14 protein-coding genes are annotated in these 14,440 nt (G+C 70.8%); 8 read left to right on the forward strand and 6 right to left on the reverse strand.

Annotated elements, in window-relative coordinates; translation table 11 throughout:
* Positions 1-6: 6 nt before the first annotated feature.
* Genes ispF through QFW96_RS19010 form a run of 3 tightly spaced genes read right to left on the reverse strand, consistent with a single transcriptional unit; the run spans position 7 to position 1,681 of the window.
* Complete coding sequence (ispF, locus tag QFW96_RS19000; RefSeq protein ID WP_281457034.1) at positions 7-483, reverse strand: 2-C-methyl-D-erythritol 2,4-cyclodiphosphate synthase; 477 nt, start codon at positions 481-483, stop codon at positions 7-9.
* Positions 480-1,172 (reverse strand): 2-C-methyl-D-erythritol 4-phosphate cytidylyltransferase, encoded by a 693-nt coding sequence (gene ispD, locus QFW96_RS19005; RefSeq protein WP_281457035.1) that lies wholly within the window; start codon positions 1,170-1,172, stop codon positions 480-482. Before ispD ends, ispF begins: the two co-directional genes overlap by 4 nt.
* 20 nt (positions 1,173-1,192) lie before the next feature.
* Positions 1,193-1,681 (reverse strand): CarD family transcriptional regulator, encoded by a 489-nt coding sequence (locus tag QFW96_RS19010; protein ID WP_132623361.1) that lies wholly within the window; start codon positions 1,679-1,681, stop codon positions 1,193-1,195.
* Between the two features lie 298 nt (positions 1,682-1,979).
* Here QFW96_RS19010 and QFW96_RS19015 point away from each other — a divergent pair, with 298 nt between their 5' ends.
* Together QFW96_RS19015 and radA are read left to right on the forward strand one after the other, a co-directional pair.
* Positions 1,980-2,558 (forward strand): copper chaperone PCu(A)C domain-containing protein, encoded by a 579-nt coding sequence (locus QFW96_RS19015; protein ID WP_281457036.1) that lies wholly within the window; start codon positions 1,980-1,982, stop codon positions 2,556-2,558.
* A 179-nt stretch (positions 2,559-2,737) separates the two neighbouring features.
* Positions 2,738-4,123 carry a DNA repair protein RadA gene (gene radA / locus QFW96_RS19020; RefSeq protein ID WP_281457037.1) on the forward strand — a complete coding sequence of 462 codons (1,386 nt, stop codon included), beginning with the start codon at positions 2,738-2,740 and terminating at the stop codon, positions 4,121-4,123.
* A gap of 91 nt (positions 4,124-4,214) precedes the next feature.
* On the opposite strand, the gene QFW96_RS19025 is transcribed toward radA, so the two are convergent.
* Positions 4,215-4,802: a hypothetical protein gene (locus QFW96_RS19025; protein ID WP_281457038.1), complete on the reverse strand. Its 588-nt coding sequence runs from the start codon at positions 4,800-4,802 to the stop codon at positions 4,215-4,217.
* A 137-nt stretch (positions 4,803-4,939) separates the two neighbouring features.
* Between QFW96_RS19025 and QFW96_RS19030 the strand changes: the two genes are divergently transcribed.
* From QFW96_RS19030 to QFW96_RS19050, 5 genes are all read left to right on the forward strand, one after another.
* Positions 4,940-5,842 (forward strand): HhH-GPD family protein, encoded by a 903-nt coding sequence (locus QFW96_RS19030; protein ID WP_281457039.1) that lies wholly within the window; start codon positions 4,940-4,942, stop codon positions 5,840-5,842.
* The gene (locus QFW96_RS19035; RefSeq protein WP_281457040.1) at positions 5,842-6,351 is read left to right on the forward strand and encodes a 2'-5' RNA ligase family protein; all 510 of its coding nucleotides are present in this window, start codon (positions 5,842-5,844) and stop codon (positions 6,349-6,351) included. Before QFW96_RS19030 ends, QFW96_RS19035 begins: the two co-directional genes overlap by 1 nt.
* Positions 6,352-6,540: 189 nt before the next feature.
* Complete coding sequence (locus tag QFW96_RS19040) at positions 6,541-7,221, forward strand: ATP-binding cassette domain-containing protein (RefSeq protein WP_281457041.1); 681 nt, start codon at positions 6,541-6,543, stop codon at positions 7,219-7,221.
* A complete protein-coding gene (locus QFW96_RS19045; RefSeq protein WP_281457042.1) occupies positions 7,218-9,158 on the forward strand; it encodes a YhgE/Pip family protein in 1,941 nt (646 codons plus the stop codon). The genes QFW96_RS19040 and QFW96_RS19045 overlap by 4 nt, the downstream gene beginning before the upstream one ends.
* Before the next feature lie 226 nt (positions 9,159-9,384).
* On the forward strand, positions 9,385-9,693 hold the full coding sequence (locus QFW96_RS19050) for an antibiotic biosynthesis monooxygenase family protein (protein ID WP_281457043.1): 309 nt from the start codon (positions 9,385-9,387) through the stop codon (positions 9,691-9,693).
* A 1-nt stretch (position 9,694) separates the two neighbouring features.
* On the opposite strand, the gene QFW96_RS19055 is transcribed toward QFW96_RS19050, so the two are convergent.
* Positions 9,695-10,693 (reverse strand): endonuclease/exonuclease/phosphatase family protein, encoded by a 999-nt coding sequence (locus tag QFW96_RS19055; protein ID WP_281457044.1) that lies wholly within the window; start codon positions 10,691-10,693, stop codon positions 9,695-9,697.
* Positions 10,694-10,888: 195 nt separating this feature from the next.
* Between QFW96_RS19055 and QFW96_RS19060 the strand changes: the two genes are divergently transcribed.
* Positions 10,889-11,614, forward strand: coding sequence for a DedA family protein (locus QFW96_RS19060; protein ID WP_281457045.1), 726 nt, complete (start codon positions 10,889-10,891; stop codon positions 11,612-11,614).
* A 183-nt stretch (positions 11,615-11,797) separates the two neighbouring features.
* On the opposite strand, the gene QFW96_RS19065 is transcribed toward QFW96_RS19060, so the two are convergent.
* Positions 11,798-14,347: an ATP-dependent Clp protease ATP-binding subunit gene (locus QFW96_RS19065; RefSeq protein ID WP_281457046.1), complete on the reverse strand. Its 2,550-nt coding sequence runs from the start codon at positions 14,345-14,347 to the stop codon at positions 11,798-11,800.
* Positions 14,348-14,440 lie beyond the last annotated feature (93 nt).

Raw genomic sequence — 14,440 nt, forward strand, 5'->3', positions numbered from 1 at the left:
CGTTACTCAGCGGAAAACCAGCGCGGTCGCGACCGCCGCGATGCCCTCGCCGCGCCCGGTCAGACCGAGCCCGTCGGAAGTCGTGCCGGACACCGACACCGGCGCCCCGACCGCCTTCGACAGCACCTCCTGCGCCTCCTCGCGGCGCTTGCCGATGCGCGGCGCGTTGCCGATCACCTGCACCGTCGCGTTGCCGATCGCGAAGCCCTCGGCGGCGATCCGCGAGCGGACCTCCTCCAGCAGCTCCGCGCCGTGCGCGCCGGCCCAGCGATCGTCGCCGGTGCCGAACACCGCGCCCAGATCACCCAGGCCCGCGGCCGACAGCAGCGCGTCGCACAGCGCGTGCGAGGCGACGTCGCCGTCGGAGTGACCCGCGCAGCCGTCGGCGTCCGGCCACCGCAACCCGGCCATCCAGCACTCGCGTCCGGCCTGCACGGGGTGCACGTCGACGCCCTGCCCGACGAACGGCAGACGATCAGTCACTTCGGGGAACTCTCCTCGGCGGCCAGGACGGCCTCGGCGACCGCCAGGTCGAAGGCGGTGGTGATCTTCAGGGCGTCCGGGTGGCCGTCGACGGTGTGCACCTTGCCGCCGACGCGCTCGACCAGCCCGGCGTCGTCGGTGGCGATGTCGCCCGCGGCGGCGTAGGCCTGCCGCAGCACGTCGATGTTGAAGCCCTGAGGGGTCTGCACCGCTCGCAGCGGTGCGCGGTCGACGGTCTCCACGACCGCGCCCGACTCGTCGACCCGCTTGATCGTGTCGGTCACCGGCAGCACCGGGATCACGGCGGGCGCACCGGCCTCCACCGCGGACACGACATCGCGGATGACGCTCGCCGGCGTGAAGCACCTCGCGGCGTCGTGCACCAGCACGACGTGCGCGTCCGGGGCCACGTCGGCGACGGCGCCGAGCGCCAGGCGCACCGAGTCCGTTCGCTCGGCACCACCCGGCACCACGTGCGCGTTCGGCAGCGTGGCGAGCTCGGCCGCCACGACCTCGACCTGGTCGGGCGGCGAGGCCACCACGACGTGCTGCACGCGGTCCGAGCCCAGCAGGCCCCGGACCGCGCGCAGCAGCAGAGATTCACCTTTGACCGGAACCAGCGCCTTGGGCACGTTCAACCCCAGGCGCACCCCACGACCAGCGGCGGGGACCAGCGCGACAACGCTCACGCTCTAGCCGTTCCGATCACTCACACCGCAGCGGCGAGGACTTCGTCCAGCAGCGTTTCCGCTTTGCCCTCGTCAGTGCCCTCGGCCAGCGCCAGCTCGCTGACCAGGATCTGACGAGCCTTCGCCAGCATTCGCTTCTCGCCTGCGGACAGGCCACGATCCTTCTCGCGTCGCCAGAGGTCGCGCACCACTTCGGCCACCTTGTTCACATCGCCCGAGGCGAGTTTCTCCAGGTTGGCCTTGTACCGACGAGACCAGTTCGTGGGCTCCTCGGTGTGCGGGGCCCGCAGCACGTCGAAAACTCGATCCAGACCCTCTTGACCGACTACGTCCCGAACACCGACGATCTCGGCGTTGTCCGCGGGAACGCGCACCGTCAGGTCACCCTGCGCAACCTTGAGGACGAGGTACTGCTTCTCCTCGCCCTTGATCACACGAGTCTCGATTGCTTCGATGAGCGCGGCACCGTGGTGCGGGTAGACGACGGTCTCTCCGACCTTGAAAACCATGTGTCCTCTGCCCCTTTCGCTACCCCTACTTTAACACGTAGGGCAACCGGGCTTCGACCACCTCACCATCCGTAATCGCAGGTCAGAGCGTGGGCGGTACTTGACAAGAAGCGCTCCGACGTGCAAGGCAGCCCCTTTCGGCCCTGTGAAACCGTCCATAATGGACCGTCCGTACGGGTGGTTCTGCGGGCCTGTCGCAGCCGCCGATACGTAGTTCGGCAAGCCCCTGCGCGACCCCCGGCGGACGGGGACTAAGCTCCACGTGGTTGTCCGGCAATCAGGAAGGGACGCTGCAACCGTGAGCCGCCCTCAGCACCTCAAGGCCGTCCGCCTGCGGTTGATCCCGGCCGCACTCGGACTCGGCGCCGTCGTCGCCCTCGCCGGCTGCAGTGCCGGTCAGGTCACCGAGACCGACACGCAGGTTGCCGCCGTCAACGGCGGTAGCGGCGATGCGCAGCAGGTCGCCGTCCGCAACGCCACGCTCGCGTTCCCGACCGAGGGCGCGTTCTACCGCGCCGGCTCGTCGGCCCCGCTCGAGCTGGTCCTGAGCAACACCGGCCCGAACGACAAGCTCGTGCAGGTCACGAGCCCGTTCGCGGCGTCCGGCCAGGTCGGCGGCACGACCGACCTGCCGACCAACACCTCGCTGCACGCGTCGGGCCCGACGGCCAAGCCCGCGGGCAACGACCAGCGCACCGTGCAGATCGCGCTGAACGGCCTCAAGCAGGACATCACGCCCGGCGTGACGGTCCCGGTGACCTTCGTGTTCGAGAAGGCTGGCCCGGTCACCGTCCAGGTCCCGATCGGCGCGGACCACAACCCGCGCCCCGAGCACGGCAGCCCAGCCGAAGGCCAGCACGCCGGCGGCGGTCACTGACCCAGACCTTCCCAGCGCGAAGGCCCCCGGAGCCCGGCTCCGGGGGCCTTCGTCGTCCCCGCCCCCGTCACGTCGAAGCCCCCGGTTTCCACCGGTCGGATGTTGCGGTTCTCGACCTCCGGAGCGGTGCGGGTGAGTCGGTGGGGGTGATCGTCGGGGTGGGTGGATAGCCTCGCGGCGTGCCTCCCAAGACCTCTCGTTCCCGTCCTGCGTTCCGGTGTGCCGACTGCGGCCATGAGGTCGCCAAGTGGGTGGGGCGGTGTCCCGGATGCCAGGCGTGGGGGACGATCGAGGAGGCCGCTGCCGCCCGGCCCGCGCTGGCGAAGGTCTCCGCCGGGGCGCCGAGCACTCCGGCGCGGCCGATCGCCGAGGTGGACCTCGACTCGGCCCGATCCGTGTCGACCGGGATCGGCGAGCTGGACCGGGTGCTGGGCGGCGGGATCGTGCCCGGGGCCGTCGTGCTGCTGGCCGGCGAGCCCGGTGTGGGGAAGAGCACACTTCTGCTGGAGGTCGCGCACCGCTGGGCCTCCGGCGCCTCCCCCGGCGCTTCGCTGTACGTCACCGGTGAGGAATCCGCAGGTCAGGTGCGCCTTCGTGCGGAGCGGACCGACTCGGTGCACCCGGAGCTCTTCCTCGGCGCCGAGAGCGACCTGTCCGCGGTGCTGGGGCACGTCGACGCGGTCAAGCCCGGCCTGCTCATCGTCGACTCGGTGCAGACCGTCCAGTCCCCCGACGCCGACGGCAGCCCGGGCGGGGTGACGCAGGTGCGCGCGGTGACCACGGCGCTGGTGGCGCTGGCCAAGGAGCGCGGGCTGCCGGTCGTGCTGGTCGGGCACGTCACCAAGGACGGCGCGGTCGCCGGGCCGCGCGTGCTGGAGCACCTGGTGGACGTGGTGCTGCAGTTCGAGGGCGACCGGCACTCCTCGCTGCGGATGCTGCGCGGCGTGAAGAACCGCTTCGGCCCGTCCGACGAGGTCGGCTGCTTCGAGCAGCGCGATGACGGCATCGCCGAGGTCCCGGACCCGTCGGGCCTGTTCATCAACCGGCAGGAGGCCGCCGTGGACGGCACGGCGGTGACGGTCATGGTCGAGGGCAAGCGGCCGCTGCTGGTGGAGATCCAGGCGCTGCTGATGAAGACCGAGATGGCGATGCCGCGCCGCTCGGTGAGCGGCCTGGACTCGGCCCGGGTGTCGATGATGCTGGCGGTGCTGGGCAAGCACGGGCACATCCCGACCGGCTCGCACGACGTGTTCGCCGCGACCGTGGGCGGCACCAAGATCGGCGAACCGGCCGCGGACCTGGCGATCGCGATGGCGGTCGCGTCCTCGCAGACCGGCCGCCCGCTGCCGCCGAACCTGGTGGTGATCGGCGAGGTCGGGTTGGCGGGCGAGATCCGCCGCGTCAACGGCGTCGGGCGACGTCTCGCCGAGGCCGCCCGGCTCGGCTTCGACCGCGCCCTGGTCCCGCCTGACCCGGGCCCGCTGCCCAAGGGCATCAAGGTCACCGAAGTCGCCACGATCAAGGACGCGCTCAAGCTGGTCCGCCGCCGCAAGCAGGAGGACTAGGAGCTGTTGATCTCTCGCCCTGCGTGGCGGTGCGGGTGGCGGAGCCTGGGTGGCGGAAGAGAATGCGGCTCCGCCGCATGCCTCAACAGCCTCAGGGCACGACCTTGAACGGCACGGGTGCGCTGGTGATCGAGGTGAGGCGCGCGACGACCTGGTAGTCGCCCGGCGGGACGGGCTTCTGACCTTCGACGGCGCAGCCGGGAACCGAGGTCAGGCCGGACCACAGCACGTCGTTGCGGACGGGCTTGCCGGGTTCGAGGACGGGCTGCTCGTTGGTCGACTCGGCGTAGCAGTCGTTGCTGGACCACACGTGCCGTCCGGCGGGAGTGGTCACCTCGATCTCGCGGAGCATCCGGTTGAGGTCGCGCCCGCAGCGCTGCGGGCCGGTGTTGGTGACGGTGGCGGCCAGTCCGATCCGCTCACCGGCCCGGAAGGCGGGCTGCCCGACCTCGGCCGCGACGCGCACCACCTCGTCGGGACACGCCTGCGGCGCGGTGTCGGCGGCGATCGCCAGAGGCGCGCCCGCCGCCTGCGGGACCGGTTCGGGCTGGCCGGGCCCGGCGATCAGGGCGATCACGCCCCACCCGACGAGTCCGACCGCTAACAGGGCCGCCGAGACCGCCACGGCGCGGCGACGCCAGTACACCGCGGGTGGCAACGGACCGTTCGGATCAAACACGAACCGACAGTAACGTGTCGGATACTCTGAATGGACCCCTCAATGATCGCCCGATGGGGCGCATCCGTTGCCGCGCTCGGTGATCGCCGGGCTTCTTCCGGGTGATCATCGAGCGCCTGGCAGGATCTGCAGACGCCATGAACAGTCCCACCACCGCAGCCGACACCCGTCTCGACCTCGACGCGCTGTCCGACTGGTTCACCGCCACCGCCCGCCCGCTGCCGTGGCGCGCCGCCGGCGTGACCGGCTGGGGCGTGCTGGTCAGCGAGACGATGCTGCAGCAGACCCCGGTCAACCGCGTGCAGCCGATCTGGGAGGAGTGGATGCGCCGCTGGCCGCACCCCTCCGACCTGGCCGCCGAGCCGCAGGGCGAGGTCCTGCGCGCCTGGGGCAAGCTCGGCTACCCGCGCCGCGCGCTGCGGCTGCACGAGGCCGCCGCGACCATCGCCGCCGAGCACGACGACGTCGTTCCGTCCGATGTGGACACCCTGCTCGCGCTGCCCGGCATCGGGGCGTACACGGCCCGCGCCGTCGCGGCCTTCGCCTACGGCAGGCGCGCCCCGGTCGTCGACACCAACGTCCGCCGGGTGGTGGCGCGCGCGGTGCACGGCGCCGGTGACGCGGGCCCGCCGTCGACCAAGCGCGACCTGGCCGACGTGGACGCCCTGCTGCCCGACGAGGACGAGCCGGCCGCGCTGCTGTCGGCGGCGCTGATGGAGCTCGGGCAGGTCGTGTGCACGGTCCGCTCGCCGAGCTGCGAGGCGTGCCCGATCGCCGCGGACTGCGCGTGGCAGCACAACGGGCGCCCGGCCTACGCGGGACCGCCGAAGAAGGTGCAGAAGTTCGCGGGCACCGACCGCCAGGTGCGCGGCAGGCTGCTGGACGTGCTGCGCGGCTCGACCGGCCCGGTCACCCGCGAGCAGCTCGACGCGGCGTGGAACGAGGCCGGTCAGCGCGACCGGTGCCTGGACTCGCTGCTGGTGGACGGCCTGGTCGAGCAGACCGACGACGGCCGCTTCGCCCTGCCCGGGGAGCGCTGATGGCCGACGCGCTGGTCTGCCACTTCGACGACGAGACCGAGTCGAGCCTGCGCGCGCTGCGGGAACGGCTCGGCGAGGCGGGGATCGACGTCCCGGACGAGCGCCCGAGCGTGACGATGGCCCGGGCCGGGAGCATTCCCGCCGCCGCCCGCAAGGCGCTGCGCGGCGAGCTGGAGCTGCTGTCGATCCCGGACCTGTGGCTGCACGCCCTCGGCACGCTGCCCGGCGACGAGCGGATGCTGCTGCTGGGCGCGGTCGTCGACACCGAGCTGCTGGCGGTGCACTCGGCCGTGCACGACGCGCTGGCGGGCAAGGTGAAGAACCCGTCGGCCTACTACTTCCCCGGCGCCTGGATCCCCTACTGCGCGCTGGCGCGCGGTCTCGACACCGACCAGCTCGCCCGAGCGTTCACCGCCCTCCTGCCGCCCGAACCGGTCCGCGCGGCGGTGCGGGAGATCAGCGTCGTCGACACCAGGACCGGAGACGCGGAAACCCTCCTGACGCGCTGAGAAATGTTGAGGACCTGCGTTGCTCAGCGGTGCGGGTAGCGGAACCGGTGCCTCAGGTGGTGGAGGAGGATTCGGCTCCGCCACATCCATTGACCGCCCCCATGTCGGGCAGATCAATACGAGTTGCCGATCAGCCCTGCAGCGGCCACTTTGGACGTGCACTGCCTCCACGAGACCGGAGGAGGGTTCATGTACGTCCTCGGCGCGGGAATCCTCGCGCACGGGATCGCCGCGAAGGGCCCGGAAGGCGTGGTGTTCGCCAACCTGGATCTCCGCGTCGAGCCCGGTTCGCTGACCGTGGTGACCGGGCCCAGCGGTTCCGGGCGCACGTCGCTGCTGCTGGTGCTGTGCGGGCGGCTGCGGATCATCACCGGTGAGCTGGACGTGGACGGATTCCCGCTGCCGCGCAAGGCCGCTCGGGCGCGCAAGCTGATCCGCCCGGCGCGGCTGCGGCCCGGCTGCGAGCTGGAGGACCGGCACCGGGTCCGGGAGGCGATCACCGAGCGCAGGCTGATCAGCGGCACCAACAAGGCCTCCATCGAACTCGGCCTGGAGCTCGTCGGTCTGGACGTGGACCGGTCGCTGCTGATCGGCGAGCTGCCACCGGAGGAGCAGCTGCTGCTCGCCATCGGGCTCGCCGCGGCTCCGGCGCCCGCCGGGATCGTCGTGGACGACGTCGACGCCGGGCTCACCCGGGCCGGCCGGGCGCGGGTGTGGGCGGCGTTGCGCGAGGTCACCGGGATCGGCATGACGGTGATCGCCAGCACCACCGATCCCCCGGCGGGCGACCTCAACGTGGTGCGACTGCCCGCGGGGCGGTTCCCCGAGCCGACCGCGGAGATCGAGCTCCCGGGCAAGGCCGGCCGGTGAAGGCCGTCAGGCTCGCCTGGCTGGAACTGCGGCGCTTTCGCGGCTCGCTGCTCCGGCTGGTCCCGCTCGTGCTGATCCTGGTGCCGCTGCTGTACGGGGCGCTGTACCTGTGGTCGAACTGGGACCCCTACGGCAAGCTCGACCGGGTTCCGGTGGCGGTGGTCAACAACGACCGGGCGGTGGACGCGCGGGGCGAGCACCTGGACGCGGGCGTGCAGTTCGTCAAGCAGCTCAAGGTCAACGACGTCTTCGACTGGCGGTTCGTGCGCGGCACCGACGCGCGGCGCGGACTCGCCGAGGGGCGCTACTACTTCATCATCGAGGTCCCGACGGACTTCAGCGCGAAGCTCGCCGCCGCGGCCGACGGGAACCCGCAGCGGGCGGCGGTGCGGCTGACGAAGAACGACGCGAACGGCTACATCGCCGGGATCATGGCCGACACCGTCAAGACCGAGCTGCAGAACCAGATCAACGCCGCCGCGCACGCCAGCTACGCCCGCGCCCTCTACGGCGAGCTCGGGCAGATGCGGGAGAAGTTGCAGGTCGCCTCGGAGGCGTCGAAGCAGCTGGTGGACGGCACGGCGCTGAGCCAGCAGGGCACGGCCGCGCTCACCCGCGGGCTCGGCGGGGTGCGGGACGGAACGAGCCTGGTCTCGCGCGGGGTGGAGGACATCTCGCAGGCGACGGGCCAGTTGGACCGGCAGCTGGGCAGCATCGCCGACTTCGCCGCCGATCAGCTGCCGGGCGCGGTGAACTCGCTGGTCAACGCCAGCGGTGTGGCGGTGAGCAGCCTGACGTCGATCTCGACGGCCACGGCGATGATGGAGCAGCAGGCCGCCGACGGGTACTCGGCCGTGCAGGGGCTGGGCTCGGCGCACCCGGACCTGCGCGGCGATCCGGCCTACGAGCAGGCGCTGGACACCTCGCGCCGACTCGCCGCCGGCGCGTCGGAAACCGACTCGCGGGCGCGCGAGGCGCTGCGCACGGCGGAGGAGGCCAACCGCCGGGCCCGGGCGGTGCAGAGCAGCATGGGCCCGCTGCAGGAGCGGGTCCGGTCGATCACCGCGCCGGTGGACACGCTGCACTCCGGCACCACGCAGGTCACGTCGGGCTCGCAGGGCATCGCGGGCGGGCTGAACTCGCTGGTGGCGGGCAGCACCGTGCTGCAGAACGGGGCGGGTCAGCTCAACGACGGGTCGCGCGAGCTGCGGACGATGATCAACGACACGCTGAACAAGATCCCGCCGACGAACCCGACGGAGGTCTCCCGCGCAGCCGACGTGCTGGGCTCGCCGACCGAGATCCGCACCGACAACCTCAACCCGGCCCACGTCTACGGGCGCGGCCTGGCGCCGTTCTTCTTCGCGATCGCGCTGTGGGTGTTCGGGCTGTTCGCGTACCTGCTGCTCAAGCCGGTGAACCTGCGGGCGCTGGCGGACAAGGTCAACCCGTTCACCATCGCGCTGGCCGGGCTGCTGCCCGCCGCCGCGCTGGGGGTGATCGGCGGGATGGTGCTGTACCTGGTGGTCGACCTCGGCCTGGGTCTCGCGCCGGTGAGCATCGGCTGGACGATCGGGTTGCTGTCGCTGGCGGCGGTGACGTTCGTGGCGATCGACCACCTGCTGCGCACCGCGTTCGGCGCGGTCGGCGACCTGCTGTCGCTGGTGCTGCTGATCGTGCAGCTCACCGCGTGCGGCGGCCTGTACCCGATGGAGACGGCGCCGATGCCGTTCCAGGCCGTCCACCCGTTCCTGCCGATGACGTACCTGGTCGACGGCCTGCGGGTGACGATCTCCGGCGGCCTGGCCTCGCACCTCTACCGGGACCTGATCGTCCTCGGCGGCGTCCTGGCGGTGGTCCTGCTCCTCACGACCCTCGTGGTCCATCGACAGCGCACCTGGACCCTCGCCCGCCTCCACCCCCAGATCGAGATCTGAGGGTCGGGGAAGTTTTCATGAAAACTGTCCCCGCAGACGACCACGAGACACCCCTCGATGTCCTCCCGTCCCCACGAGAGGGGAAGTTTTCATGAAAACCTCCCGGTCTCCGGGGGTGGACGGTTTTCATGAAAACTGTCCCCTCCACGAGAGTCGGGAGGACTTCCACCTTCGGTGAGATCGAGGAGACAGGGTGCGCCGGGGCGTTCGCTCGTAGGGTGGGTCCATGGCTGTTGTGAAGATCAATGCGATCGAGGTCCCCGAAGGTTCCGGCCCGGAGCTGGAGAAGCGCTTCGCCTCCCGCCACGGCTCGGTCGACGACGCGCCCGGCTTCCTCGGGTTCGAGCTGCTGCGCCCCGTCCAGGGCGACAACCGCTACTTCGTCTACACGAAGTGGGAGACCGAGGAGGACTTCCAGAACTGGGCCAACGGCCCGGCCAAGGAGGCCCACGCGGGCGAGCGCAAGAACCCGGTGGCGTCCGGCTCCAACCTGCTGGAGTTCGAGGTCGTCCTGGGCTCCTACCCGGAGAAGTGAGTCACCCGGCGACGCGCAGGGTCGTGAACACGGCCCTGTGGTCGCTGCCGGGCACGTCGACGACCTCGTAGTCCTCCGGCCGCACCCCGCCGGAGGCGAGCACGTGGTCGATGGTGACCGGCGGCGCCGTCCAGCCCGACGGCCACGTCGGCGTCAGGCCCTGCCCCAGCGCTCCGGCGGCGTCGACGTAGCCGCGCCCGATGAGGTCCTTGAGCCGGGTGTGGTCGAGCGTGGCGTTGAAGTCGCCCGCCATCACCCGCGGCTGCCCGGTCAGCGACGGCTCGGGCAGCGCGGCCAGGTCGCGCGCCCAGACCTCCGCGGTGCCCTCCCCCATCGGGTAGAGCGGGTGCACCGCGACGAACTCCACGTCCCGCCCCACCGGCACGTCCACCAGCGCCGACGGCTGCGCCAGCGTCGTCGGCGGGACCAGCGCGAGCTCGCGCAGCGGGTGACGGGAGACGATGCCGGTGCCGTCGGCCTGCGGCCCGGCGTGCAGCACCCGGTTCGGCAGCGCGGCGAACAGGCCCGCGGCGTCCAGCTCGGCGACCATCTCCGGGGTGAGCTCCTGGAGGCTGAGCACGTCGACCCGCCGGGTCCGGACCTCGTCGACGATCGCGGCCGCGTCGGCGCGGCCGAAGTAGGTGTTGACCGACAGCACGCGCAGCGGCTCGCCCTCTGCGGCGATCCCGTCCGGGACCGCCCTCGGCGCGACCGTGTAGACGAGCGCGGCCGTGGCGAGCAGCGCGATGAGCACGTTCAGCCAGCGCCGCAGCACCATGCCCAGCAGCACCAGGACGACGCCGACGATCACCGCGTACTGCGCCAGGGCGGTCAGCGCGACCGTGTAGCGCTCGACGTCGAGCTCGACGACCGGTAGCGCCGCCCAGGCCGCGAAGGCCAGCGTGAGCAGCGACAGCAGGGCCGTCGCGCATCCTCCGCCTGGTCGGCGGGCGACGTCGTCCTCCACCTCGTCGGGCACCTCGTGCGCCACCCGCGTCATCGCCGCCTCCGTCTTCCCGGGCCCCGAACTCCGCCATGTGGACGTCCGACGTCCACGCATGGTTGTGCCACCAGACTTCCAGAGGTCAACGGACACGCCGGAGAGTGCCGCAGCTCACACCCGATCAAGGCGAAACGCCCGAATCCGCTGGAATCATGGAAGAAACGGACACTCGACCTCGGAGTTCAACCCCGCATGGATCTGACGACGACAGCCGCCACGTCCGCCCAGCCCACAGGCTTCACGGCCTGGGTGATCGGGGTGATGGAAACCCTCGGAGGCCCCGGCGCGGGCATGATCATCGCGCTGGAGAACCTCTTCCCGCCGATCCCGTCGGAGCTGATCCTGCCGCTGGCCGGGTTCACCGCGAGCCAGGGCGACATGTCGCTGCTCGGCGCGATCCTGTGGACCACGATCGGCTCGCTCGTCGGCGCCCTGGCGCTCTACGGGCTCGGCGCCTCGCTGGGCCGCGAGCGCACGCGGGCGATCGCCGCGAAGCTGCCGCTGGTGAAGCTCTCCGACGTGGACAAGACCGAGGCGTGGTTCGCCAAGCACGGGGTGAAGGCCGTGTTCTTCGGCCGGATGATCCCGCTGTTCCGCAGCTTCATCTCGCTGCCCGCCGGGGTCGAGCGGATGCGGCTGAGCACGTTCGCGCTGTTCACGACGTTGGGCAGCCTGATCTGGAACAGCGTTTTCGTGATCGCCGGCTACCTGCTCGGCCAGCACTGGTACCTCGTCGAGGAGTACGCGGGCCTGCTCTCGCGGGCGGTGGTGATCACCGCGGCGCTCACCGTCGTGGCGTTCGTGGCGATCCGCATCCGCAACAACCGCCGCGAGCAGGCGAGCGCTGAGGCCCCCACCGTCCAGTTCGCCCGCGTCCCGGCGGACCAGCCCACGGAGGAGATCCGCCGCCTCCGCTGATCCGGCTGGAGCCCTCCCGGGCGGCGGACAGTTTTAGCCATAATTGCCCATGATCAATGTCCGAAATGTCGGGACAATTATGGCTAAAACTGTCCCACTGCCCAGGGCTCGCGAGCCGCACCCCGGAACGCGAACGGCCCCCGCACCGAGGTGGTGCGGGGGCCGTCGTCGTGGGGTCCTGGGTCAGGACTCCGCGTTGCCGTTGTTCTGCTGGTCCTCGCCCTGGGCGGAGACGCCGACCGGCGGGGTGTCCGGGACCGCGGACGGCTTCGGCTCACCGCGGAAGGTGAACACGGCCTTGTCGTCCGGGCCTTCGCCTTCCCAGCCCTCGACGTCCACGATGACGATCTGCCCCGGCTCGACCTCGCCGAACAGGATCTTCTCGGACAGCTTGTCCTCGATCTCCCGCTGGATCGTCCGGCGCAGCGGCCGCGCACCCAGCACCGGGTCGAACCCGCGCTTGGCCAGCAGCTTCTTCGCGTTCTCGGTGAGCTCCAGGGCCATGTCCTTGCCCTTGAGCGCCTTCTCCACGCGCCCGGAGAGGAGATCGACCATCTGGATGATCTCGTTCTCGGTGAGCTGGTGGAAGACGATCACGTCGTCGATCCGGTTGAGGAACTCCGGCCGGAAGTGCTTCTTCATCTCCTCGTGGACCTTGGACTTCATCCGCTCGTAGTTGGACTCAGCGCCCTGACCACTGGAGAAGCCCAGTCCGACGGCCTTGGAGATGTCCTGCGTGCCGAGGTTCGAGGTGAAGATCAGCACCGTGTTCTTGAAGTCCACCGTGCGGCCCTGGCCGTCGGTCAGGCGACCGTCCTCCAGCACCTGCAGCAGCGTGTTGTAGATCTCCTGGTGGGCCTTCTCGATCTCGTCGAACAGGACCACGGAGAACGGCTTGCGGCGGACCTTCTCGGTGAGCTGGCCGCCCTCCTCGTAGCCGACGTACCCGGGCGGGGCGCCGAACAGCCGCGAGGCGGTGTAGCGGTCGTGGAACTCACCCATGTCGATCTGCACGAGCGCGTCGTCGTCGCCGAAGAGGAACTCCGCCAGCGCCTTGGACAGCTCGGTCTTACCGACACCGGACGGACCGGCGAAGATGAACGAACCGGACGGGCGCTTCGGGTCCTTCAGGCCGGCGCGGGTGCGGCGGATCGCCTGCGAGACGGCCTTGACCGCGTCGTCCTGGCCGATGATCCGCTTGTGCAGCTCGTCCTCCATGCGGAGCAGACGGGTGGTCTCCTCCTCGGTGAGCTTGAAGACGGGGATGCCGGTCCAGTTGGCCAGCACCTCGGCGATCTGCTCGTCGTCGACCTCGGCGACGACGTCCAGGTCACCGGCCTTCCACTGCTTCTCGCGCTCCTCCTTCTGGCCGAGGAGCTGCTTCTCCTCGTCCCGCAGGCGGGCGGCCCGCTCGAAGTCCTGCGCGTCGATCGCGGACTCCTTCTCGCGGCGGACCTCGGCGATCTTCTCGTCGAACTCGCGCAGGTCCGGCGGAGCGGTCATCCGGCGGATGCGCATCCGGGCACCGGCCTCGTCGATCAGGTCGATCGCCTTGTCCGGCAGGTACCGGTCGTTGATGTAGCGGTCGGCCAGGCTGGCCGCCGACACCAGCGCGCCGTCGGTGATCGACACGCGGTGGTGCGCCTCGTAGCGGTCCCGCAGGCCCTTGAGGATCTCGACCGTGTGCTCCAGCGACGGCTCGCCGACCTGGATCGGCTGGAAGCGGCGCTCCAGGGCCGGGTCCTTCTCGACGTACTTGCGGTACTCCTCCAACGTGGTGGCACCGATGGTCTGCAGCTCGCCGCGGGCCAGCATCGGCTTGAGGATGCTGGCGGCGTCGATCGCGCCCTCGGCGGCACCCGCACCGACCAGGGTGTGGATCTCGTCGATGAACAGGATGATGTCGCCGCGGGTCTTGATCTCCTTGAGCACCTTCTTCAGGCGCTCCTCGAAGTCACCGCGGTAGCGGGAACCGGCGACCAGCGAACCCAGGTCGAGGGTGTAGAGCTGCTTGTCCTTGAGGGTCTCGGGCACCTCGCCCTTGACGACCTGCGAGGCGAGGCCCTCCACGACGGCGGTCTTGCCCACACCGGCTTCACCGATGAGCACCGGGTTGTTCTTGGTGCGCCGCGAGAGGACCTGCATGATCCGCTCGATCTCCTTGTCCCGGCCGATGACCGGGTCGAGCTTGCCCTCGCGCGCCGCCTGGGTGAGGTTGCGTCCGAACTGGTCCAGCACCAGCGACGACGACGGGGTGCCCTCGCCGCGGCCGCCGGCCTCGGCGGGCTCCTTGCCCTGGTAGCCGGACAGCAGCTGCAGGACCTGCTGGCGCACGCGGTTGAGGTCCGCACCGAGCTTGACGAGCACCTGGGCGGCGACGCCCTCGCCCTCGCGGATCAGCCCGAGCAGGATGTGCTCGGTGCCGATGTAGTTGTGGCCGAGCTGCAGCGCCTCCCGAAGCGACAGCTCCAGCACCTTCTTGGCCCGTGGGGTGAACGGGATGTGTCCGCTGGGGGCCTGCTGCCCCTGGCCGATGATCTCCTCGACCTGCTGGCGCACGCCCTCCAGCGCGATACCCAGCGACTCCAGCGCCTTGGCGGCGACACCCTCACCCTCGTGGATCAAGCCCAGGAGAATGTGCTCGGTGCCGATGTAGTTGTGGTTGAGCATCCGGGCCTCTTCCTGGGCCAGGACAACCACCCGCCTCGCGCGGTCGGTGAACCTCTCGAACATTCGCACTCCCTGACTGCTGCGCCGGCGGTCTAGTTCCGGGACACGGCTTTAGCGCTACGCCGCGATCCACGACGGGTTCAGCACTCTTGGGGA

The organism is Saccharopolyspora ipomoeae (genome assembly GCF_029952525.1).
GTDB lineage: Bacteria > Actinomycetota > Actinomycetes > Mycobacteriales > Pseudonocardiaceae > Saccharopolyspora > Saccharopolyspora ipomoeae.